Raw genomic sequence first — 22,843 nt, 5'->3', positions numbered from 1 at the left:
CTCAAAAACGGATAACCGGGTTATTTTTGCCCAGTTCCTGGCCGGTTTGCCGGCTGGAGTCTTAGCCTGCCAAGGGCAGCTGTACAGTAAATCTGGCGCCGCGGCCGGTCTCCGGATTGGCCGGGCTCTCCAGCTCTAGCTGCCCTCCGTGCTCTTCAACAATGCTGTACACCATGGCCAAGCCCAGGCCTGTACCTTCTCCGGGTTCCTTGGTCGTGAAGAAGGGTTCCAGAATACGCTCGCGGTGTTGGGCAGAGATACCGGGGCCGTCGTCGGTGACTGACACACAGGCACAACCCTTGGCTTCTCGACCTTCAATGCGGATGAGACCGCCATCCGGGCTGGCGTCGCGGGCATTGCTGAGCAGGTTGATAAATACCTGGATCAGACGCTGGTTATCCCCGGGGGCGATCAGATCTGCTGGGACTGCATTTTCGAAGCGCACCTCGGTTTTATCCCGTTGCAGGGATAGCAGGTGCACCGCTTCCTGCACACAGGCGTAGAGGTCTACCGGAGCCCGCTCGCTCTCTTGGCTGCCACTGTGAGAAAAATTCACCAGTGAGTGTACGATGCGGCTGATGCGCTGGGTCTGGCTGAGGATTTGGTCGGCAGTTTCCAGCACTTCCGGATTGTCGCAATCGAACTGGAGGTTCTGTGCCAGGCAGGCGATACCGGTCACTGGGTTGCCCACCTCGTGGGCGACACCGGCGGCGAGGCGTCCCACCGAGGCCAGGCGTTCGCTGTGAATCAGCTCCTGCTCCAGAATCTGGGTCTCGGTGATGTCCTCAAGCAGTAACATCTGCCCATCGCCACGCTGGTTGCGGGCCCGCCCGCTGCGGCTGCGTTTCTGCCGGGTTTTGTGCAGGTTGAGCCAGTGGCTATTGCCGCCGAGACTGACTTGCTGCTTGAAGCGGCTGGCATCGCTGGATTCGGCAAACTCCGCTAGCAGACTGCGCCAGGGTTCGGCCAGATATTCCAGCTTGGAGCCAATTACCTCAACGGCGGCAATCCCGGTGAGATCCTGCATGGCGTAATTCCACAACAGTATCTCGCCGTCGCGCCCCAGAGAGCAGGCGGCCATGGGAAGCTCCTCCAGCATTTGCCGGTGGTACAGCCGCAAATTGTTCAGCTCTGCCGCCAGCCCGGTCAGCTGGTGCTTGTAACGCCCCAGGCGTGTCTCGATCAGGTGGATATCCTTGTTGGCCGGCTGATCGCTGTTCTGAAAGGGAAAGTGGCGATCGATAATCTGGCCGGCCAGTACCCGTCCGAGCAGCCCGGACAGGTTGGATTCAATGCGATTGCGAAGCTGGCGCAGGGCATAGGGGCGGCGCTCGTTATCGGGCAGGTTGAGCTGATTGAGGGCGCGCTTCACTTCGGTGTTGGCGGTGGCCGCCCCTAGGCTCTCCGCCAGGCGCAGGCGAAAGTCCGCTGCGGACTGTACATCGAGCCCCAGGCGCAGAGCCTGGGCGATGGTGTCGTCACTGCATAGGTCGGCGGCGTATTGCTCCAGGCTGCTCGTTGAAGTGAACAGTGAGAGGCTGACGAATAGGATTATATTGACACCGAGAGACAGGGTAGTGACCTGGGTCCAGATGGACATGCCCAGGGGTATCTGCAGAGAAGTACCCGGTAGGGTGATACCGGTTAGTTCGAACACCGATGGCAGCAACAGGCCGCAACCCCAGATCAACATCCCCGCCAGAAGTCCGCCAATCAGGCCACGTCGATTGCCTCGCGGCCAGTGAATAACGGCGAAGATACCCGGTAGAAACTGCAGGGAACCGATAAAGGCCAGCAGGGCTAAATCCGACAGGGAAAGGCGATTGTCCAGCAGCAGATAAAAGGCAAAACCCGCGATAAACAATGCAGCGATTAAAGCGCGGCGCAGCCACACCAACTGGCGGTACATATTGTCTTCGGAGTCCCAGCGGGTGCCCGGTAGCAGCCAGTGATTCATGACCATGGTAGATAATGCCAGGGTGATCATAATCAGTGCGCCGGTAGCGGCGGAGAGCCCGCCGATAAAGGCCAGTGTTGTGAGCAACGCTGAGCCACTGGCACGCGGCACCGCCAGCGAGAAGTACTGTACCGGTTCAGTCACATCCAGGGCGAAGCCCGCCCACATAATCGGAAAGATCGGCAGCGCCATTAGCAACAGGAAAAGCGGAAAACCCCAGCTGGCGGTGCGCAGGGCCTGGCCGGTGGGGCGCTCGGCGATGCTGAGGTAAAAGATATGTGGCATGGCCACGGCGGTAGCGATAAAGACTAACAGCAGTGTATGCGAGGAGCCCTGTTCAATGGGGGTGTAGAGCAGCTGCTGCATATCATTGTTTTCCAGCAGCCACTGGTCGAGCCCTGAGAAACCGCCGAACACACCGTAAACGGCATAACCACCGACCGCGGTCAGTGCCACCAGTTTAACCAGGGATTCCAGCGCCATGGCACTGGCGAGGCCCTCACCGCGCTCACGGGTGGCGCCGTACATACTGGTGAAGACTGCCAACAGCACACAGTAGAAAAAGGCGATTAGGTTTTTACTGGAAACACCACTGTCGGGCAGGCCGAGGGCGGCGACGCTGTCTCGTGACAGCAGTGCCAAGGTTTCCGATACCGCCTGGATCTGTAGGGCGACCAGTGGTAGCAGCGCCAATAGCATAAACAGGGTGGCCAGGGTGCCCACCTGGCGGCTGTGGTAGCGGAAAACCAGTAGATCTGCGGGGGAGTAGAGCTGGTAGCGTTGGGCCAGGCGCGCGAGGGGCTCCAGTGCCACAGGCGCAAATAAGAACATGGCACCGGTGCCCAGGTAGTAGGCAAGCACCCCGTAGCCGTATTGCCAGGCGAGGTCGACAATGCCATAGAACGTCCAGGCAGATAGAGAGACCCCCAGCGAGAGTACGTACACCAGTGGATGGCGCACCCAGCGTGCGGGCAGCCAGCCCTTGGAAGTGGCGAAAGCGACAAAGAACAAGGTAGCGATGTAGGCAACCCCGATCAGGGCAATATGGGCGATCTCAAAGCTCATTCGAGTTGCGCCTCCACTGGATAAAAATCGCCAGCAGGATCAAAACGAACCAGAGGATAAAGGGCCGGTACCAGGCGCCAACGGGGTTGATCATCCAGGTAAATATGGTGGGGGAGAACACATAGCCCACCAGCACGAGCAGGATTAGCAGGGTGCGGTTGCTCATAGGTTGTTATGTAAATCCGCGTGGAGGGTGAAAAGTTAAATGGCGAGCCTGTCGGCTGGCGCAAAAATGTTAATTGCCTCCAACGATCAGTGCAATTGTCGGTCGCGTTTATCGATCTGATGACGCTGCCAGCGTGCAGCAGCCCACTTGAGAATATGTTCTGGCGCCTCGCCCTCCAGCCCATCCGCGACATGAAAGCCGAGAAAATCCAGTGCGGTGCAGAGATTGCTGGCGGCTCGGTTGTCGTCGATAGCCGGTGCGTGGTTTTGTTTGCTGAGTTTTTGCGCCCCCCCCGGTCCCATGACCAGCGGCAGGTGGCCGAAGATCGGTGCTCTGTTATCGAGTAGGTGAAACAGACGAATTTGTGCAGCGGTGGTGTCGAGCAGGTCCGTTCCGCGCACGATATGAGTAATGCCCTGGGCAATATCATCGACCACTACCGCCAGCTGATAGGCGTAGAGGCCATCGCGGCGCTTGAGAATGGTGTCTTCGCGCACTGGCTGGGATTGGGGCCCGCGCCAGATATCTTCGAAGTGCTCCTCACCTCCGGCACAGGACAGGCGCAGGGCGCAGGCACCTGTGCCCTCGTCTTTTATCCGGCAGGCTTGATTGTCGTGCCCACCATTTTGACGGATCTGGCTGCGTGAGCAATGACATGGATATAGGAGTCCGCGTTGGCGTAACTGTGACAGAACTGCCTCGTACTGGGCGTGGCGCTTACTTTGCCACACCACGGGGCCGTGCCAGTGCAGCCCATGGGATTCCAGGGATTTCAGTATTCGAGTGGCTGCGCCGGGCTCCTCGCGCGGGGGGTCGAGATCTTCCATGCGCACGAGCCAGTGCCCGCCATGCGCAAGGGCGTCCAGATAGCTGCCGAGTGCGCACACTAGCGAGCCGAAATGCAGAGGACCGCTCGGCGAAGGCGCGAAGCGACCGAAATAGGGCGTTTTACTATTCAAAGTGATAGGGGCGGTCCCGTCGACCGCCCTGTCGAGCCGGGCGATCAAGGGTGATCGCCGCAATACGATGGGGAAAAATCAGCCGGAAAGCTGTTTTTCTTTGATTTCCGCCAGGGTTTTGCAGTCCACACACAGGGTTGCGGTGGGGCGCGCTTCAAGACGGCGGATACCAATATCGACCCCACAAGCTTCACAGAAACCGTAATCATCCTGGTCGATCAGCTCCAGGGTGGCGTCGATTTTCTTAATCAGCTTGCGCTCGCGATCGCGGGTGCGAAGTTCAAGGCTGAACTCCTCTTCCTGGCTCGCACGATCAGCGGGATCGGGAAAGTTTGCAGCCTCGTCTTTCATGTGGGAAACGGTGCGGTCCACTTCCGCCATCAGTTCGGCCTTCCAGGCCAACAGCAAGTTGCGGAAATGCTCCTGCTGCTTCTCATTCATGTACTCTTCGCCCTTAGTCTCCTTGTAGGGCTCAAAGCCGTGCAGAGAATCGGTGCTCGCAGCAGTTTTGGGCATAGTCGTTGCCTCTCTTTCTTTACGGGCCCCCGATAATGGGGGCGATACCACCAAATTCAATCTAGCCTAGACCGGAATCTTTTTGGGTGATGCTTTTTTCACCTATCAAATCAGTTTCGGTGGCAGGCTAATCCTTGCCCCGATTGCCGGTACCCCGGCGACCGAGAGCGAGGAAGCTATCAAATCTGCGCGATTCGCGCCACAAATAGTTGTCTGCTATTTTGTGGCGCTGAAATGTACAAGAGTGCCAGCCAGTGAAGTTTTCCCCTGAGTTACAAAAGGCCACCCTGTTGCGCCGCTATAAACGTTTCCTCGCTGATGTGGAGACGGCTGATGGCGAGAAATTTACCATCCACTGCCCAAATACCGGTTCTATGAAAAATTGCTGGATCGAAGGCGGCGCCTGTTGGTATTCGGACTCGGGCAATCCCAAGCGCAAGTACCGCCACACGCTGGAAATTTGTACAACACCGGATGGATCTCTGGCCGGCGTTAATACTGGGCGCGCGAATGCCCTGGTGGAAGAGGCAATAAATTCCGGTGTGGTTAGTGAGTTGCAAGGGTATGAATCCCTGCGTCGGGAAGTGCGTTATGGCGAAGAAAACAGCCGCATCGATTTTCTGTTGTCTGGCGATGCTGGCGACTGCTATGTGGAGGTTAAGAATGTCACCCTGGCGGATGGTGCGCGGGGTTATTTTCCCGATGCGGTGAGTGCTCGCGGTGCTAAGCACCTGCGTGAGTTACAGAAATTGGCTGAGAGTGGTGTGCGTGCAGTGCTTTTTTACTGTGTACAGCACAGTAGCATAGATAGCGTAGAGGCAGCGCGAGAAATCGACCCGGCTTATGCTAAAGCTCTCGACAGTGCTATCTCAGCCGGTGTGCAGGTGCTCGCTTACCGTGCGCGGATGAGCGCCGATGAAATCGTTTTAGGCGAAGCTCTGCCGTTTCGCAGAGGGAATTTAGAGTAACTGGTCGGGTGGGGGCCACCCAGCCAGTAAAATCTTATTCAGGCAGCAGGGCGTAGAGGCCGTCTTGGGCGTATTCCACGGGGATGGGAGTAAGTGAATCGCCGGTGCAGGGCCCGGCAATACATTCGCCGGTTTCAATGGTGAACAGCGCCCCATGGGAGGCGCATTGGATCAGTGCGCCATCGGGATCGAGGAACTGGTCTTCCTGCCAGTCGAGATTGATACCGCGATGGGGGCAGGTGTTTTTATAGGCGAAAACCTCGCCCCCTTTCATTACCGCAAACACATTGTCGGTGCCGGCGGCGGTGTCACCGAGGGAGAAGCCCTTGGATTGCCCTTCCGCTAATTCCTCGTAACGGCACAGGAAGTATTTCTGCATAACTGGTCGGCCTTAGGCGCAATTATTTATTCGTTATTGCGGCGCCTTCTCTCCAGATAGGTTGATTTGGGGAAGCTGCGCCAGATTCTGCCCCGATTTATTGGGGCGCCGCGAGTGTAATCGAGGTGTAGCGGATTGTCCCGTTGCGCATTATCCCCAAAGTGATCTGGTCGCCGGCGCGGTACTTCTCAAGTGCATTGAGCAGGTCGTCGTAGCTGCGGACGGGTTGCTGTTCGACTTCCACGATAACGTCTCCGAGCTGCCAGCCCCCTTGGCGTGTGCGATAAATGCCTTGTAAACCGGCTTTTTCCGCCGGCATACCAGGGGCTGTGCGCAGCACCGCCACACCTTCAAAACCGTAGCGGCTGCTCCACTGGTCCGGTGCGGATTCAATGCCGAGAATCGGTCGCACCAGGCGGCCGTAGTTAATCAGTTGCGGCACTATTTTCTTTACAGTATCCACAGGAATAGCAAAACCGATGCCCACACTGGCACCGCTGGGGCTATAGATAGCGGTATTTACCCCGATCAGACGGCCGAGGGAATCGAGCAGGGGACCGCCAGAGTTGCCGGGATTAATGGCGGCATCGGTTTGGATCACATTGCGAATGGTGCGGTTGTTGGCGGCCTCGATTTCACGCCCCAACGCGCTGACCACTCCGGTGGTTAGGGTAGTATCAAGGCCAAAAGGGTTGCCGATGGCGAGTACTTTTCGGCCCACAGAGAGTTCACTGGAGGTACCGGCAACCAGTGGTTTAAGTAATTTTTTCGGAGCCTCGATTTTCAACACCGCCAGATCTTTTTCGGGAGCGGAACCCACTACAGTGGCGGGCCACTCACTGCGGTCCTGCAGGGTGATTGTGACTTTACGCGCGCCCTCGATGACATGGAAATTGGTCACAACGTGACCCTGTTCATCCCAGATAAATCCACTGCCGGCGCCTTTGGGTACTGCGTGCAGGCGCAGGGTTCTGCGATCGCGAACCAGGGTTTCATTGGTGACATACACCACAGAGGGGCTGGCAAAATTAAACACCTGCATGGTGTTGCGTTCATCATCTGTGGCGAACTCCTGTACCTCTGCGTACAGGGGAGCACTGAGAATGAATAAAAGGATCGACAGAATAGTGGGCAGAGTTTTAAGCGGTGTCATGGTCGCTGTCTTCGCTTTAGCACTTTAATGAAAAGTTTACTTTGCTCGTTGTGAGGGAGTGAAGATGGGGGCGCGGCAATGAATTAAAACCCGCCCCTAAAACGTGCCAACAGCAATCTGGGTTATTACTTACGGAAGTTTTGCAGGGCCAGGATACGATCATCCAGCGGCGGATGGGTGGCTAATAGTGCGCCCATATTGCCGAAAATACCGAAGGCTTTCATATTGCCCGGCAGCGGTTCTTCGTGACCCCGTTCAGATTCCACTTTGAGCCGTTGCAGTGCGGCGATCATTGAATTGGGGCTGGCGAGGGTGGCGCCGGCGTGGTCTGCGCGATACTCCCGACGGCGGCTGAACCAAGCGATGATAAACATGGCGAGGAAGCCAAAAATTATATCCATCACGATAGAAGTAACGTAATAGCCGATGCCAAGGCCTTGCTCATTGCGCAGTATCACCCGGTCGACAAAGAAACCGACCAGCCGTGCGAAGAACATCACAAAGGTATTCACCACTCCCTGAATCAACGCCAGAGTTACCATATCGCCGTTGGCCACGTGACCGATCTCATGGCCGATCACCGCACGGGCCTCTTCGCGGCTGAAGCGCTGCAGTAATCCGGCGCTTACAGAGACCAGGGCATTGTTGCGATTCCAGCCGGTGGCAAAGGCGTTGGCTTGGGGCATGGGAAAAATACCCACATCCGGCATACCGATATTGGCCTTGCGCGAAAGCTCCCGCACAGTCTCCACCAGCCATTGCTCATCGGCGCTGCGCGGCTCGGTGATAATCTGGGTGCGGGTACTCATGCGGGCGATGGTCTTGGAGAGAAACAGGGATATAAACGAACCACCAAACCCAAAAAGAGCGCAGAGGAGTAACAGTGCCCCCAGATTTAGGTCGACCCCGTTGGCCTGAAGGATGCCCCCGATACCAAAAATATTGAAGATGATGCCAACCAGAACTAATACCGCAAGGTTGGTCAGCAGGAATAGCCCAATGCGCAACATCGGCTCTCTCCGTCTCTTTGCCCTTAGACAAGTTTAGATAGGTTGTGGTGGTTTGTGTGACAAAAGCTCGAGTTATTGCGTAGCCGTAGCATGGGGTAAGGCATTAGGGGCCAGTGCGAACGTCTCGGTACATCTTGCGCAGGCACTCAGATGCGCAAGGGCCCCAGCGTAGCTTTTCCCTTTCTAAAATTGTTGGTGACAGGCTTTAGTTTGAATTCTGTGTAGCCAGCAGGCGGTCGGCTTCAGTGACCAATTGCTGTTTAAGATCTGGGTCCAGATCGTTCCAGTGCACATCAAGTAGAGCACCTTGCAGTGCATAAAGCATGACGCGCGAGGCGTTGATCCCGCGGTTGCGAATACTGATAAAGGCCTCAACCGGGCCAATACGATGGAGGTCTTCGTAGGTGCGAATACCAATGGAGTGAAGGATGTTAACGGAGGCGAGCCCCAAATTTTTCAGCTTAAGTAGTTCTGATTGACTTGGGTGCATTCAGTTTTCCCTGCAAGGTTTTCCGTCCAGTAGTCACGATCAATCCCCAATCGCGGGGCTGAACTTAACATAAATTAGCAAGCTGCCAACAAAGATAACCGCCGCATGCCCTAAGACAGCGCCTATTACTTTGCCTAGCATTTCCAGTGGCCACTTATTCCATGCCGCTCTTTGGTAGAGTAATAGCTGGGGGTTTACTCACTTTAGCCCGCCTTTTGAAAATCGCCTGTCTATAGGAGCCAAATGTTATCCACACCGCTTAAGAGTATGCTCTTCGGGCTAACCGATATGCACGTTATCCTCGATCCACCCTCAGGACAGCTGCTGCACCCTGAGGCACTGGTGGCATTTCAGCGCCTGCGGCGCGATGCGCGAGATGCCGGTTTTGACCCCAAGGTGGTCTCAGGTTTTCGCAGCTTTGAGCGCCAGCGCACCATCTGGAATAACAAGGCACAAGGTCTGCGTCCAGTGCTGAACACCGATGGCGTAGAGCTTGAAGTCTCTGAGCTGCCACCGCAGGAGTTAGTGCTGGCCATACTGCGTTGGTCGGCACTGCCCGGTGCCTCGCGCCACCATTGGGGTACTGATTTCGACATTATCGATGCCGCCGCTGTAGCCGAGGACTACCAGGTACAGCTCACCCCACAGGAAGTGGCCGATGATGGGGTTTTTGGCGCTTTTCACCAATGGCTGGATCAGCGTATAGCCGCGGGGCAAAGTTACGGCCTGTTTCGTCCCTATGCCGAAGATCTCGGTGGCGTTGCACCTGAGCGCTGGCATTTGAGTTATGCACCGCGAGCCCAGGAGCTACAGCATCTGTTGACACCCGAACGCCTGGAGGCGCAGTTGCGCTCCTGCGACTTGGCGCTGTGTGACACGGTTTGCGAGCAGCTGGAGCACATCTATACGCGCTTTGTATGGATTCCGGATCACTGTTATCCGACAGATATGCCGCTCTGAGTAAAATCTACGCAAATCTGTACGCTTTATTTTCACCGCCGGATGGCGCTTGAAAGGCCCTGGTATTCCTGCGAAGCTGCGCGGGCCCAATGGCGCAAAGTTGTGTGAGACAAATCAAATACATTGGGAAAGCGCCGGGAAAATGAGTACGACAGGTGAGGAACTGAATATCGACAGCCAAACTGAGCCCAGAGACGTATGGAGTGCTATGCGCGCAGAGGCTGCCGCAGCTGCCAGGGATGAACCAATTCTGGCGAGTTATTTTCACAATACGGTGCTGCGCCACAAGTCGGCGGAGCACGCAATCGCCGACCAGTTAGCCTCAGTCCTGGATCACAATGCACTCACCTCCACCGCTTTGCAGGAGGTGATCGCTTCGGCCTTGCAGGCTGATACAGGGATATCCCGCAGTATGCTGGCGGATATCTGTGCCTGGTACGATCGCGATCCCGCCTGTGATCAGTACCTCACCCCCTTTCTCTACTTCAAGGGCTTTCATGCACTGCAGTCGCACCGAATTGCCCACTGGCTGTGGAAGCAGGGCCGCACGACGCTCGCGCTGTACTTCCAGAGCCGTGTGTCGGAACAGTTTTCTGTGGACATCCATCCCGCAGCTCAATTTGGCAGCGGCATTATGATTGACCACGCTACGGGCCTGGTCGTGGGAGAGACCTCGGTGGTGGGCGACAACGTCTCTATTTTGCATTCGGTGACTCTGGGCGGCAGCGGCCGAGGTTCCGGGGATCGCCACCCGAAGATTGGTCACGGGGTTATGATCGGTGCCGGCGCCAAGATATTGGGGCCTGTACGGGTGGGTGAGGATGTGAAGATTGCTGCGGGTAGCCTGGTTCTACAGGACGTCCCCGACCACACCACAGTGGCCGGTGTCCCCGCTCGTCAAGTCGGTGGCCGGATAGAAAAGGCCCCCGCGTTTACCATGGATCAAACCCTGGATTCCGAAGAATAAACTCACTGCAGCAAGTATTATCCAACCAGCATTACACATAGGGATTGAGTGATGACCCAAGCCACCTATAGCCTGATTTTCCGCGGCGACCTGATTGCCGGGTTTACTGCCGGTGATGTGAAGGCCAATTTGGCGCGCTTGTTTAAGAGCAGCCCGCAGGCAGTGGAAAAACTGTTTAGTGGTCGACCGCTGGTGCTGCGCAAGGGGTTGAGTCGCGCCCAGGCGGAGCAATTTCAAGCGACCCTGGCCAAGGTTGGGGCTCAGGTCAATCTGAAAAGCGAGGGTGGCCCTGAAGACGTCCCTCCGGTGCCCGAACCGAGTCAAACACCTCAGCCAGAGGGCCCTCGCGTTCCAAACTGGACGCTCGCGCCAATGGAGGGCAATCTGATTAAGGACCACGAACGCGAGTCGATAGCGGAGGTGCAGGTGCCCACCGAACATATCAGCCTGCGCGCGGCGGAGGGGTTGTTACTGGATGAGAGCGAGCGGGCCGAAACAGTTGCTGCACCAGTCAATATTCCCCAATGGGATCTCAATTAGATCTTCTGCGATTCGCGTTGATTACAGCGCCCAGGCATAAAAAAACCGGCTAGATGCCGGTTTTTTTATGCCTGTCAGCCCGGCCAATACAAAATCGTGCCGGGCTTAAGAGAAGCTGTGATTAGCCTTCTTCTTTCAGGTAGCGCTCGCGAGAGGAAAGCACTTCTTTGCGCGCTTCTTCAGCGTCGGCCCAGCCTTCCACTTTCACCCACTTGCCAGCTTCCAGAGCCTTGTAGTTCTCGAAGTAGTGTTCGATCTGCTTGAGCAGCAGCTCGGGCAGGTCGCCAATTTCCTGAACGTGATCGTACAGCTTGGTCAGCTTGGTGTGAGGTACCGCCAGCAGCTTGGCGTCAACACCGGATTCGTCGGTCATTTTCAGAACGCCGATCACGCGAGAGCGGATCACGGAGCCAACCATTACCGGGTAGGGTGCCACTACCAGTACGTCCAGGGGGTCGCCGTCTTCGGACAGAGTCTGGGGTACATAACCGTAGTTGGCTGGGTAGAACATGGGAGTGGCAACGAAACGATCCACAAATACGGCGTCTGAGTCCTTGTCCACCTCATATTTGATGGGGTCGGAGTTGGCAGGGATCTCGATGATTACGTTGATATCGCTGGGCAGGTCTTTACCTGCGGGGATCTTGTCGAAGCTCATTGCTGGTCCTGAACTGGGTAAAACGAAAAATTTGGAGCGCGGATTATATATGCAGTTCGGCACGGCTGAAAGTCACGCCCTTAAAGGAAATATGGGGCGTCAAGGCTCGGCTGGCGGGTCTATCCTGTAGGACATTGATAACAACAATGGGCAGGGATGGCCATGATCAAAGCGCGGGAGGTAAAAACCGTTCAGGAGGCTCGTGCCATCGTTGAGGGGCGCGGTCTCAGTCATGTGAAAGTGGGCCTGTTTGATTTGGATGGGGTCATGCGCGGCAAATATATGAGCCGTGAAAAATTCTTCTCTGCCCTGGAGCAGGGGTTTTCCTTCTGTGATGTGGTGCTGGGCTGGGATGTTAAAGACCAGCTCTATGACAATACCCGTTATACCGGCTGGCACACGGGCTACCCAGACGCGCCGGTGCGTATCCTGCCGCACAGCTGTCGCGATATTCCCTTTGAAGACAATATGCTGTTATTCCTGGCGGAGTTTGATGAACGGGCTCAGGTCGTGTGTCCGCGTGCGGCTCTGCAGCGGGTGGTAGACCGTTGTCGGGCTATTGGATTTGAGCCCTTCGCGGCTTTGGAATACGAGTTCTTTTTATTTGATGAAACACCCGAGTCGGTACGGGAAAAGGGCTTTCGCAATCTGAAGCCTTTCACGCCGGACTGGTTTGGCTATTCAATGCTGCGCAATTCGGTTCACGCCGAACTCTACCGGGAAATCCTCGAAATGGGTGAGTGTATGGACTTCCCTTTGGAGGGGCTTCACACAGAAACCGGCCCGGGGGTTCTCGAAGCGGCAATCGCCGTGGATAGGGTCGAGGCTGCTGGGGATAAAGCCGCATTGTTTAAAACCTTTATGAAAGTGCTGGCCCAGCGTATGGGCCTGATGGCGACTTTTATGTCGCGCTGGTCCAGCGATCTTCCCGGGCAGAGTGGCCATATTCATTTATCGCTGCGCGATTTGAATAACGGCAATGCCGTGTTTTTCGATGGCTCTCAGCCCCAGGGAATCAGTGAGACCATGCGTTACTTTATCGCCGGCCAACAGCGCCTGATGCCAGAATTCCTGGCTCTGTTCGCGCCAACTATCAACAGCTATCGTCGCCTGGTTCCGGGTTTTTGGGCGCCTACCGGTGCGAACTGGGGCGTCGAAAATCGCACCACGGCCTTGCGTGCCATCCCCGGCGGGGAAAAATCACAGCGGGTGGAATACCGCCTGGGCGCTGCAGATGCCAACCCCTATCTGGCGCTGGCCGCCGCCCTGGGCTCCGGCCTTTACGGAATCATGCAGCAGTGGCAGCCCAGTACGCCCATTGAGGGTAATGCCTATACCCTGACACAAGAGGCACAGCAGGCGTTGCCTACCACTTTATGGGATGCCACCCAGCGTCTAAAAAATTCCGAGACGGCTCATGAATTATTCGGCAGTGAATTTATTGAACATTTCGCCGCCAGCCGGGAATGGGAGGAGCGCGAGTATCGTCGCCATGTTACTGACTGGGAGCTGGATAGGTATTTTGAAATTATTTAAATGGCCCTTTTAAAAGCCCGCTTTTGTGATTTTTTGGATGGTAAGGAAATCAAAATAAGCCGCGGATAAGGAATATTTAATATGCACCACCTGCGCTGTATTTCCCCTGTCGATAACAGTGTATATCTGGAGCGGGCCCTGGCCGGCGAGGCTGAAATTCGTGTAGCCCTGGATAGGGCGGCGGCTTCACAAAAAGCCTGGCGATTGACCCCTCTGGTGGAGCGTATTGCCATTGTCCACCGTGCAGTGGAGTTTTTTACCGAGCGCAAGCATCGCCTGGCTGAGGAACTCTGTTGGATGATGGGCAGACCCATTCGTTTTGCACCGGGCGAAATAGACGGCTTTGCAGAGCGCGCTACGGCCATGGCAAATCTGGCAGAGGAGGCCCTTGTAGATATCCATTTGCCAATTAAACCAGGATTTTCCCGCTTTATACGCCGTGAACCGCTGGGGGTTTCCCTGGTGATCGCCCCCTGGAACTACCCCTATTTAACCGCGGTAAATGCACTGGTGCCATCTTTGCTGGCTGGCAATGCGGTCATATTAAAACATTCGGCACAAACGCCCTTGTGCGCCGAGCGTATGGTGGAGGCTTTCAGGGAAGCGGGTCTGCCCTACGGAGTATTTCAATATTTGCACCTCAATCATTCCAATACGCAACGTTTAGCCTGTGCCGAAGAAATCCAGCATATTGCTTTTACCGGCTCTGTGGATGCCGGGGCCAATATAGAGCGTATCGTTGCCGGCCGATTTATCCAGTTGGGACTGGAGCTGGGTGGTAAGGACCCCGCTTATGTGCGTGAAGATGCGGACCTTGAACTGGCGGTAGAGGCTGTAGTAGATGGTGCTTTTTTTAATTCCGGTCAGTCTTGCTGTGGTATTGAACGTGCCTATGTACAGGAAAATCTATTCGACGAATTTGTCGAACGCGCCGTGGCACTAGTGGATGATTACCAATTGGGGCGCCCCGATGACCCTCAAACAACCCTGGGTCCGTTAGTCAATGCAGAGGCTGCCGACAAAGTGCGCACTCAAATTGATGAAGCAGTGGCCCAGGGCGCCCAGCCCCACCTGCACAGCAGTAAATTTTCCATGGACAGGCGCGGTACTCAGTATATGGCACCACAATTACTTACCGGTGTGCGGCAAAAAATGCGGGTAATGCGCGATGAATCTTTTGGCCCGGTTTTGGGGGTGCAAAAAGTCCATGACGATGGTGAGGCTCTAGAATTAATGAATAACAGCCCTTTCGGTTTGACGGCAGCTATTTTTTCACAAGATGAAGAAACTGCCCTGGCAATTGGCGATCACTTGCGAGTGGGCACAGTGTTTCTCAATCGCTGCGACTATTTAGACCCGGAATTGGCCTGGAGCGGCGTTAAACAATCTGGCAGGGGGTGTACTTTGTCCAGAGTCGGGTTTGAGCAGCTAACCAGGCCCAAATCATTTCACTTTAAAGTTGGGGGCTAGTAAACCAGTAAAGAGGGAAATGTTGTGAGGTGGATTGCTTGTTGTATTTATGGTGTGTTCTTAACTTATCCCCTGGTGCTAAACGCGGAGTCCTATGTTTATAGAGATATTGCTCTAGAGGTCCCTGATGGTTGGTCGATACGCAGAGAATATAATGACTATGTGGGAATAGAATTTTGCCAGAATGATACAGGCAATGTGATGGGGTTTTTTCTGAGGAAAGGGTTGCTGGTTAATGGAGGAGACCCCAGTGTGTTCTTAAAAATGCACCCATTGGAGCATCCAGTTTCTTCGGTACAGATTGGCAAATATTCAGGTTACTTTGTCACTTTTACATCGGAAGAAAAGTGTTCGGCAAATTGGTTTTTGGGGGATGGGAGCGATCTACTGATTGCGTCCTATCAAGGTGACTGTCATTCAGTGGATTTTACTCCAGTGATTAAGTTAGTCGAATCTATCGAGCCCTTAGAAGATGTAGTCGATTAATGATGCTTCTGCTGGTTTTAAAGGTCCAGTTAATAAAATGACAATCGCGTTTTTTTCAGCTGTAGTTTGGCCTATGGATAATAACCCCGAGCTTTTACAGGTGGAATATCCAGATAGCGTTGAGGTCATGAATAGAAAATTTGTTTTTAACCTTATCCTATCGGTTAAACGCATAGAGACTGTGGGTAACTAGAAATTTTAAATGGCTAGGCAGTAAAGGCAGAGAGGATAATGTGGATAAATACCGGGTAAACTGGAATTTTCCTACCAATATTTGGGTTGGTCCCGGCCGGATATCAGATCTTGCCAAAGCCTGCTCTGATCTCAATATGCAGCACCCCTTACTGGTAACGGATCCCGGTATTGCAGGCATACCACTGCTTCAACGCGCATTGGTGCCTTGTAAGGAATACGGCCTGGAGGTGGAGATTTTCTCCTCAATCAAGGGGAATCCCAATGGTGAGAATATTGACAGTGGTGTCGAGCTGTTACGAGATAAAAATTGCGACGGCGTAATCGCCTTCGGTGGTGGTTCAGCCATAGATGCCGGTAAGGCGATTGCCCTAATGGCCGGGCAGCGTCGTCCCATTTGGGATTTTGAAGATATTGGAGATAACTATAAGCGGGTTGACCTCGACGGCATGCTTCCAGTAATTGCCGTGCCTACAACCGCGGGCACTGGCTCGGAAGTCGGGCGGGTGGCGGTCATAACCGATGAGCAGGCGAAGCTAAAACGCCTGATATTTCACCCCAAACTATTGCCGGATATCGTCATACTGGATGCCGAACTGACTCTGGATCTTCCCCCCCAGATTACTGCAGCCACTGGCATGGATGCACTCTCGCATAACCTGGAAGCTTATTATTCCCCCATTTACCACCCCATGGCAGAGGGCATCGCACTACAGGGGATGCGTCTGATTAAGAATTATCTGCCCCGTGCTTACATGATTGGCGCTGAGTTGAAAGCCCGCCAACAGATGTTGGTAGCCTCCTGTATGGGAGCCACCGCATTTCAGCGTGGCTTGGGAGCTATTCATGCCCTGGCACATCCGCTCGGTGCCCTATATGACAAGCATCACGGTTTACTCAACGCCATATTGATGCCCTATGTGCTTGTAGCCAACCGGCCCGCTATAGAGGTTCCCATGGGGCAGTTGGCCCTCTCACTGCAATTGACCGGCAAAGATAGGTTCGAGAGCGGTTTCGATGCCGTGCTGAATTGGATTCTCGGTCTGCGTCAGCAATTAAATATTCCCCACACTCTGGTTGAAATCGGTATCAAAGCTGAAGATGCCGATAGAATCGCTCATATGGCTGCGGCAGACCCCTCGGCAGCCAGTAATCCTATGTCGTTTAGTGCAGTGAAATATCGCGATATTTTCCTGCGTGCTTGCCAGGGTAGTGTCACACTGTAAGAGTTTCCCTCTATGAGTCGACAGAAGAGTAACCATCAATAGAACATTCCATAGGAATTCGTTATGCGCGGTATTTTTACTCTGTTTATTCTTCTGGCAGCTACCCTCGGATATGCCCAGGATTCTCCTGATATACGAACCGCTATTTTTGCTGGAGGCTGTTTCTGGTGTATGGAACCGCCGTATGACAAAGTGAATGGCGTGCTGGAAACCACCTCAGGTTACAGCGGTGGTCATGTAAAGAACCCCTCCTATGATCAGGTCTCTGCTGGTGGCACCGGCCATGCCGAGGTGGTGCAAGTTAAATATGATGCAAACAAAGTGAGTTATTCCGAGTTACTCAATATTTTTTGGCACAACGTGGACCCCTTTGATGCCGGTGGCCAGTTTTGTGACCGGGGCGACCAGTACCGTGCTGAGATCTTTTACGGTAATGAAGAAGAGAAGAAACTGGCCGAAGAGAGTAAGAAGAAAGTAGAGGCCGAGCTGGGTAAGAAAGTTGTCACCCAGATAAAGCCTGCCGCTACTTTTTATCCAGCAGAGGCTTACCACCAGGATTATTATCAGCGCAATCCCCTACGCTATAAATACTACCGCTTTCGCTGCGGGCGGGATCAGCGGCTTGAGGAAGTTTGGGGTAAAGGAAAAGGTAAGAGCAAGAGCTGAAGAGTTTGGGGTGTTTTTTGATCTCTTAAATAGAGGTGCCCTTAAGCGAATAAGTCTGCTGACTAGGATAATTGGGATGTGGTAAACGGCATGGGGAACACCGAATCTGGCAGGTTGCAAGAAGGGGAGGTAATGAGCACTGCAGCAGGATTCCCCGTTCTTTATCGCTATATAGCTGCAGATAAATCCAAACCTCTAATGGTATTTGTGCCGGGTAACTCTCACTTGGCACGTATCTTTTATGGCTGCTCCGAGGCCAGAGAAGAAGACTTTATCAGTTATTGGGTACATTGTTCAGGCCACCCCTTCCTTGCTATATCCTTCCCCATCGCCAATAAGGCCTTTGAGGGATATTACCCCAATTTCACCATCGCAGACTGGGGTAAGCAGGTCGCGGAAGTAATTGACAAGATTGTCACTGAGAATAGATTGCAGCAAGAGGTGATCGTCTGTGGCTGGAGTATGGGTTGCAAGATTGCCGGAGCTCTTGGGAGGGAAGCGATTGGTAAGAGCTTCTCAATAGTGATGTTTGTTGCCATGTCGGGAGATCCCGCTGTTCCAGGCTTCTTGCCAAAAGCAAATGCTGAAAATATCGCTATGACACCAGAAGGACTGGCAAACCGGGAGAGCTTATACCCCTGGTTTTTTCAGGCACTGGAAGATCAAAGTACCTATAACGGCCACACTATTCTCTCAAAAGATATTTATCGGCAGAGGATCCTGGGGGCCACCCCTGTGGGATTGATCGGCGCGGGCCTGATGTATAAGAATGGCCAATTTGTAGAAGACTTAGAATGGAGCCTTAAGTCCGCGAACACTTTCAATTACGACGATTATCCTTTTCCTGTAGTTATTCATGGTGATTCGATATCTGATGCGGAAAACGTATTACTGAATACCTCTAACTGGGCGTTTATTAGAAATAGAGTGCTTATTAAGAGGGTGCTTGGAGATAATGCATTGAAGGACCTCTCTTCTAGTCATTGGGAGTGTCTTCAAGAACAAGTTGAAAGTTCTGGTAGCCACTTTTCAATATCCCTTCCCGGGGGACACTTCTTTTTTTGGGGGGCAATCAGTGCTAATTCGGTAGTGAGAAGTATACTTAAATTATTTATGCTAACTAATAGCATCTCAAAATTTTATGATCATAACTCATAGATTTTATAGTGTATTTCAAGCTTGTTAGGGGCGGAATATTTGGGATGTATATTACAGGATATCTTCATAGTGAAGTAGCCTTAGACTGTACCTATCCAGCATAGGTGCAGTCTAAGCAGAGATTGGGGAAGGGAAATAGCAAGGTGTGATTTATTTTATAAGAAATTTTCCTTGTCCTTTAGCAGGTTTTTTAAATGCTCCACAAATTGCTCTCTCTGAGTCTGTGTTGTATTCACGCAACCAATAATTAATCCAGACTTGGCTGGTTGATTTGCGTAAGATAGGGAAAGCGCTGAACTCCCATATCCATTCTGGTTAAGTTTTTGTGCAAGTTTGATGTCATTAAAGCCTGGTGTACTAATAACAACATACATAGATGCACTGCTTCTAATTAGCTTAACACTTGGTTCGAGTTTATTTGTGATTAATTCGCAAAAATGCTTCCACTTATCCAGATAATGTTTTTGCATTTTTCGCACATGTCTCACAAAGTGTCCTTCGGCAATAAAGTCAGCTATTACTGCTTGATAAAGTAGTGTTGAAGGTCCTGAGAGTGTGGCTTTTGTATATGTGAAAGAAGATACTACGGGCTTAGGTACTACAAGATAGCCTAAGCGTAAATTTGGTTTTAATACACGATTAAAACTACCGATAAATATCGCTGGGCTGTTTTCACGCATTCCTTGTAAAGCCGCTATCGGCTTTTCTCCAAATGAAAACACACTATTAGATTCATCTTCTAATATCCAGCAATTAGATTTTTCTGCCCAGTCTAAGAGCTTGTCTCTTTCATAAGGTGGAATAACGCCACCCATTGGGTGTTGATGAGTTGGACTTGTATAGATTAATTTTGCTTCTATATTAGCTTGTAAAACTTTGCTTACATCCAATCGATTTGCATCTAAGTCAATAAAATTTATTTTTGCATTTTTGGCTTCAAAAGCGATTCTTGCACCTCGGTAGCATGGGTTTTCAATAATTACAGGGTCAGCATGATTTAATATGGTTTGAGCGCAAATGTTTAAGGCTTCCTGCCTCCCGTTTGTGATAATAATTTGATCTGGGTTGCAGCGAACGCCCCGAGATAAAAGTAAATATTCTGCAAGTCTCTCTCTTAAAGGGAGATATCCAATTGGATCACCATATCCGCTAATGGAAATCCTATCTTGATGTTGTCGATATATTTTATTCCAAATAGAAAAAGGGAAAGCTCTTAAATCTGGCATGCCTGGAGAAAATGGGAGGGTTGGTGGCCAGCGTGCCATAAGAGAAGATTGAGATTTTAACATCTCACAATAGTTTGATAACACTGGAAGGTCATTGTTGTTATTGCCACTCTCACTGACTAAATTTGACTTGTTTGAATCTATTACACAATGTGGTAGGTGATAAGAAACAAAAATCCCTTTTCCTGCTTCACTAAAAAGAAATCCTTCATTTTTTAGTTGTTCTATTACTTGCGTGACAGTGTTTCGGCTGATTTGTAAACATTCAGACATTCTTCTGGATGAAGGGAGTTTTACTCCAGGTGATAGACGCCCATTAATTATTCGTGCCATTAAGGCATTATAGAGTTGCTTCTGAAGAGGTTTGTCTCGATTTAGGATTAAGTCAGAAAAATCTGGGGCACTCACCGTAGGTACCATTAAATAAAATTAAATTTATAGGAGAATGATAACTTTCAAGTTTAATTTCATCTGTTTGATCTAAGTTGTGTAAGGCTTTACATGCTGCATTATTGTACAATTTATTTTTAAGTTGGGATGGTATGTGTAAATTTAAGAGATCTATTATTGGTTCAATAATGTTTGATGGTTAAATCTTATTGCACTTCCTTTCAGATATGATTAGAGATATGGAGTGTTATCATTCGGTATGGGATACAGAGTTTATTTTTTTCATAAATTATTTTGCCAAGTTTACCACCTTAGAAAACCTTTCGGCGGGTGGTACCATGGTTTTTTCTAAACTGGACCTTACTTTTTTTGTTTGTAATTGATTTAATTGCCTTATTTGTTGTTGAATTTGAGTTCGGTATTATTATGGTAAGGTGTTTTAATGTAAGTGGAGCGGTTTAACTTTTAGTTGTTTATTTAGGAGTGCAAGATATTTCCCCTATGTTAAAGTTAGGTGACTTATTGGGGCGGGCTTATGGTGTGAGAAAAACTTATATAGTTGAGATGCGCCCATTTGCGAATGGTGCAATATATAATTTTTATGTATTGACTTGTTTTGGGGCAGACAAAGTTTTATAAAGTGCAATCACATATAATTCTGTGCGATAAGTTGATGCGGTTGTTGATGTCTAGAAGTTTATAATTGCGGTATTATGCTCTTTAAATAACGCTTAAATATTTTAGCTTGATAAGGTTTAAAGTTTTCTTTATTGGGTGAGCAACAGTTTTGTATTGGGTAGGGGTGTGGATTTCAACGCTGTTAAGGTGGATGAAAACCGTTGTTAAGAGGTATCAGTAATAATTTCCTGGCTGGTGGTTTTTAATAGTTTTATTATGTTTATTTTTATAGTAAGTGCCAGCTTAAGGTTGAAAATTTCGGGTAACTATCCTTGTTTTTTTAAAAGCTTCGATAGGTATTCAACGAACTGTTGCCGTTGAAGGTGAGTCGTATTGGCACATCCTAATATTAGGCCGGATACTTTTGATTTGTTAGCGTCAGATAGAGACAATGGGGCACTCCCGAAACCTCTCTGGTTAAGTTTTTCATGCAAATAGGTATCATCATGTCCTGGAGTTTTTATGACTACAAACATAGCAGCACTGCTTTTAATAAGTTTTACATCTGGCTCTAGATGAATATGAATTAGCTGACAGAAGTGTTCCCACTTTTCTTGATAGTTTATTTGCATTCTGCGAATGTGCCGCACATAGTGCCCATCATTAATAAAGTCGGCTAACACTGCTTGCTGGAGCTGGTTACATGGTCCTGATAGTATGGACTTAATATCTACAAAAGAGGGTACAACAGACTTTGGTACTATAAGATAGCCCAAACGGAAGCTTGGCAAAAGTGTACGGCTAAAACTGCCAATAAATATAACTGGAGTGTGTTTCTTCATGCCTTGTAGGGCGGCTATAGGCTTTTCTTCAAATGAAAATATACCGTTGGCTTCATCTTCTAATATCCAACACTTCGATTTTTCAGCCCAATTGAGTAGCTTGCTTCTTTCTTGAAGTGGGATAACCCCACCCATAGGGTGTTGATAAGTCGCTGTTGTATAAATGAGTCTTGCTTGTTTGTTTTCTCTGACTACTTGATCTATATCCAGTCGGTTTTCATTTAATTCAACCAAATTTACGGTTGCATTCTTTGCGTGAAAAGCAAATCTAGCTCCTCCATAGCCAGGATTTTCCATTAAAACTGTATCGCCACTATTAAGTATTGTTTGGGCACATATATTTAAAGCTTCTTGCCTTCCGTTAGTGATGATGATCTGCTCAGCTGTACAACGAACACCCCGTGAGGCCAGTAAATGTTGTGCTAGCCTTTCTCTTAATGCTAAGTATCCTTGTGGATCTCCATACCCGCTAATTGGTATCCTATCTTGGTGTTGTCGATATATTTTATTCCAAATAGCAAAGGGAAATAACTTTAAATCTGGCACACCTGGTGAGAAAGGAAGAAGGGTGGGCCAGCGCGACTTAAGTTTAGGGTGAGATTTTATTGTCTCACTATAATCTGAGAGTGGTGGTAAGGAGAACTCTGGATTATTCTCGCTCAGAGTAGAATTTTCGGCTGTTTCAATTGTGCAGAAAGCTAAGTTGCTGGAGACATAAATAGCTTTACCTGCCTTACTAACAAGAAATCCCTCTTTTTTTAATTGTTCTATCACTTGGATAACGGTATTTCTACTGATATTCAGGCTCTCAGACAGTCTTCGTGAAGAGGGCAGCTTTGTACCCTTGGTAAGTCGCCCATTCACTATCCAATCTATCAGTATTTGATAGAGCTGCTTTTGAAGGGGGCGATTTCGATCAAGAGATAGGTCAAAAAGGTCTGGAGCACTCACTACCTGCACCAAGAAGTATTCAAACTTAAATTCTATTATTTTTTTGTATTATATCTACATCGTGTCATCAAATGATTATTTGCTTAAACTTCTTTAAAAATTACAAAGCAAAAAATTGATGGATTTCACAGATTTGAACTGTGATGTATCAATACGACAAAAGGTTTCATTTGAAACTACATTGTTTTGTTAATTTATTGTACTTAAAGGTTTAATTTCAAGATTAAAAACCCTTTTTTCTGGCACCATGGTTTTTTCGAAACTGGACCTTACTTTTGTTTAGCTTATTTGGCT

21 protein-coding genes are annotated in these 22,843 nt (G+C 50.8%); 10 read left to right on the top strand and 11 right to left on the bottom strand.

Features of this window, described 5'->3' with window-relative positions; all coding sequences use genetic code 11:
• Window positions 1-61: 61 nt before the first annotated feature.
• The 4 genes from MJO52_RS17045 to dksA form a co-directional block, all read right to left on the bottom strand.
• Window positions 62-3,022: an ATP-binding protein gene (locus MJO52_RS17045; protein ID WP_252083162.1), complete on the bottom strand. Its 2,961-nt coding sequence runs from the start codon at window positions 3,020-3,022 to the stop codon at window positions 62-64.
• The gene (locus MJO52_RS17040) at window positions 3,012-3,188 is read right to left on the bottom strand and encodes a hypothetical protein (RefSeq protein ID WP_252083161.1); all 177 of its coding nucleotides are present in this window, start codon (window positions 3,186-3,188) and stop codon (window positions 3,012-3,014) included. Before MJO52_RS17040 ends, MJO52_RS17045 begins: the two co-directional genes overlap by 11 nt.
• 86 nt (window positions 3,189-3,274) lie before the next feature.
• Window positions 3,275-4,147, bottom strand: coding sequence for a tRNA glutamyl-Q(34) synthetase GluQRS (gluQRS, locus tag MJO52_RS17035; RefSeq protein ID WP_252083160.1), 873 nt, complete (start codon window positions 4,145-4,147; stop codon window positions 3,275-3,277).
• A 78-nt stretch (window positions 4,148-4,225) separates the two neighbouring features.
• Complete coding sequence (gene dksA, locus MJO52_RS17030) at window positions 4,226-4,663, bottom strand: RNA polymerase-binding protein DksA (protein WP_152454721.1); 438 nt, start codon at window positions 4,661-4,663, stop codon at window positions 4,226-4,228.
• A gap of 254 nt (window positions 4,664-4,917) precedes the next feature.
• Here dksA and sfsA point away from each other — a divergent pair, with 254 nt between their 5' ends.
• Complete coding sequence (gene sfsA, locus MJO52_RS17025; protein ID WP_252083159.1) at window positions 4,918-5,631, top strand: DNA/RNA nuclease SfsA; 714 nt, start codon at window positions 4,918-4,920, stop codon at window positions 5,629-5,631.
• 34 nt (window positions 5,632-5,665) lie between these two features.
• On the opposite strand, the gene MJO52_RS17020 is transcribed toward sfsA, so the two are convergent.
• The 4 genes from MJO52_RS17020 to MJO52_RS17005 all read right to left on the bottom strand — a co-directional run bounded on the left by MJO52_RS17020 (window position 5,666) and on the right by MJO52_RS17005 (window position 8,663).
• The gene (locus tag MJO52_RS17020) at window positions 5,666-6,010 is read right to left on the bottom strand and encodes a Rieske (2Fe-2S) protein (protein ID WP_252083158.1); all 345 of its coding nucleotides are present in this window, start codon (window positions 6,008-6,010) and stop codon (window positions 5,666-5,668) included.
• A gap of 97 nt (window positions 6,011-6,107) precedes the next feature.
• The gene (locus MJO52_RS17015) at window positions 6,108-7,163 is read right to left on the bottom strand and encodes a S1C family serine protease (protein WP_252083157.1); all 1,056 of its coding nucleotides are present in this window, start codon (window positions 7,161-7,163) and stop codon (window positions 6,108-6,110) included.
• A gap of 125 nt (window positions 7,164-7,288) precedes the next feature.
• On the bottom strand, window positions 7,289-8,173 hold the full coding sequence (gene htpX, locus MJO52_RS17010) for a protease HtpX (protein WP_252083156.1): 885 nt from the start codon (window positions 8,171-8,173) through the stop codon (window positions 7,289-7,291).
• Between the two features lie 205 nt (window positions 8,174-8,378).
• A complete protein-coding gene (locus tag MJO52_RS17005; RefSeq protein WP_252083155.1) occupies window positions 8,379-8,663 on the bottom strand; it encodes a TfoX/Sxy family protein in 285 nt (94 codons plus the stop codon).
• A gap of 243 nt (window positions 8,664-8,906) precedes the next feature.
• On the opposite strand from MJO52_RS17005, the gene MJO52_RS17000 reads away from it, so the two are divergent.
• The 3 genes from MJO52_RS17000 (at window position 8,907) to MJO52_RS16990 (ending at window position 11,130) form a co-directional block, all read left to right on the top strand.
• Complete coding sequence (locus MJO52_RS17000; RefSeq protein ID WP_252083154.1) at window positions 8,907-9,623, top strand: M15 family metallopeptidase; 717 nt, start codon at window positions 8,907-8,909, stop codon at window positions 9,621-9,623.
• A 142-nt stretch (window positions 9,624-9,765) separates the two neighbouring features.
• Window positions 9,766-10,590 carry a serine O-acetyltransferase gene (gene cysE / locus MJO52_RS16995; protein WP_252083153.1) on the top strand — a complete coding sequence of 275 codons (825 nt, stop codon included), beginning with the start codon at window positions 9,766-9,768 and terminating at the stop codon, window positions 10,588-10,590.
• 51 nt (window positions 10,591-10,641) lie between these two features.
• Window positions 10,642-11,130 carry a hypothetical protein gene (locus tag MJO52_RS16990; RefSeq protein ID WP_252083152.1) on the top strand — a complete coding sequence of 163 codons (489 nt, stop codon included), beginning with the start codon at window positions 10,642-10,644 and terminating at the stop codon, window positions 11,128-11,130.
• A 121-nt stretch (window positions 11,131-11,251) separates the two neighbouring features.
• Here the strand turns inward: MJO52_RS16990 and ppa are convergent, their stop codons facing one another.
• The gene (ppa, locus tag MJO52_RS16985) at window positions 11,252-11,788 is read right to left on the bottom strand and encodes an inorganic diphosphatase (protein WP_020412430.1); all 537 of its coding nucleotides are present in this window, start codon (window positions 11,786-11,788) and stop codon (window positions 11,252-11,254) included.
• Window positions 11,789-11,950: 162 nt separating this feature from the next.
• Between ppa and MJO52_RS16980 the strand changes: the two genes are divergently transcribed.
• The 6 genes from MJO52_RS16980 (at window position 11,951) to MJO52_RS16955 (ending at window position 18,522) form a co-directional block, all read left to right on the top strand.
• Complete coding sequence (locus MJO52_RS16980) at window positions 11,951-13,324, top strand: glutamine synthetase family protein (protein WP_252083151.1); 1,374 nt, start codon at window positions 11,951-11,953, stop codon at window positions 13,322-13,324.
• Window positions 13,325-13,405: 81 nt separating this feature from the next.
• Window positions 13,406-14,794, top strand: a complete 1,389-nt coding sequence (locus tag MJO52_RS16975; RefSeq protein WP_252083150.1) for an aldehyde dehydrogenase family protein — start codon at window positions 13,406-13,408, stop codon at window positions 14,792-14,794.
• Between the two features lie 24 nt (window positions 14,795-14,818).
• The gene (locus MJO52_RS16970) at window positions 14,819-15,280 is read left to right on the top strand and encodes a hypothetical protein (RefSeq protein ID WP_252083149.1); all 462 of its coding nucleotides are present in this window, start codon (window positions 14,819-14,821) and stop codon (window positions 15,278-15,280) included.
• 233 nt (window positions 15,281-15,513) lie between these two features.
• On the top strand, window positions 15,514-16,698 hold the full coding sequence (locus MJO52_RS16965) for an iron-containing alcohol dehydrogenase (protein ID WP_252083148.1): 1,185 nt from the start codon (window positions 15,514-15,516) through the stop codon (window positions 16,696-16,698).
• A 63-nt stretch (window positions 16,699-16,761) separates the two neighbouring features.
• Complete coding sequence (msrA, locus tag MJO52_RS16960) at window positions 16,762-17,364, top strand: peptide-methionine (S)-S-oxide reductase MsrA (RefSeq protein WP_252083147.1); 603 nt, start codon at window positions 16,762-16,764, stop codon at window positions 17,362-17,364.
• 132 nt (window positions 17,365-17,496) lie between these two features.
• Window positions 17,497-18,522 carry an alpha/beta hydrolase gene (locus tag MJO52_RS16955; protein WP_252083146.1) on the top strand — a complete coding sequence of 342 codons (1,026 nt, stop codon included), beginning with the start codon at window positions 17,497-17,499 and terminating at the stop codon, window positions 18,520-18,522.
• 155 nt (window positions 18,523-18,677) lie between these two features.
• On the opposite strand, the gene MJO52_RS16950 is transcribed toward MJO52_RS16955, so the two are convergent.
• Together MJO52_RS16950 and MJO52_RS16945 are read right to left on the bottom strand one after the other, a co-directional pair.
• On the bottom strand, window positions 18,678-20,156 hold the full coding sequence (locus MJO52_RS16950) for a PLP-dependent aminotransferase family protein (protein WP_252083145.1): 1,479 nt from the start codon (window positions 20,154-20,156) through the stop codon (window positions 18,678-18,680).
• Between the two features lie 926 nt (window positions 20,157-21,082).
• Window positions 21,083-22,549 carry a PLP-dependent aminotransferase family protein gene (locus MJO52_RS16945; RefSeq protein WP_252083144.1) on the bottom strand — a complete coding sequence of 489 codons (1,467 nt, stop codon included), beginning with the start codon at window positions 22,547-22,549 and terminating at the stop codon, window positions 21,083-21,085.
• Window positions 22,550-22,843: the final 294 nt, after the last annotated feature.

The organism is Microbulbifer variabilis (assembly GCF_023716485.1).
In the GTDB taxonomy this organism is placed as follows: domain Bacteria; phylum Pseudomonadota; class Gammaproteobacteria; order Pseudomonadales; family Cellvibrionaceae; genus Microbulbifer; species Microbulbifer variabilis_B.
Note: the sequence above shows the minus strand (reverse complement) of the source record. Positions and strands in the feature narration are given on the sequence as shown.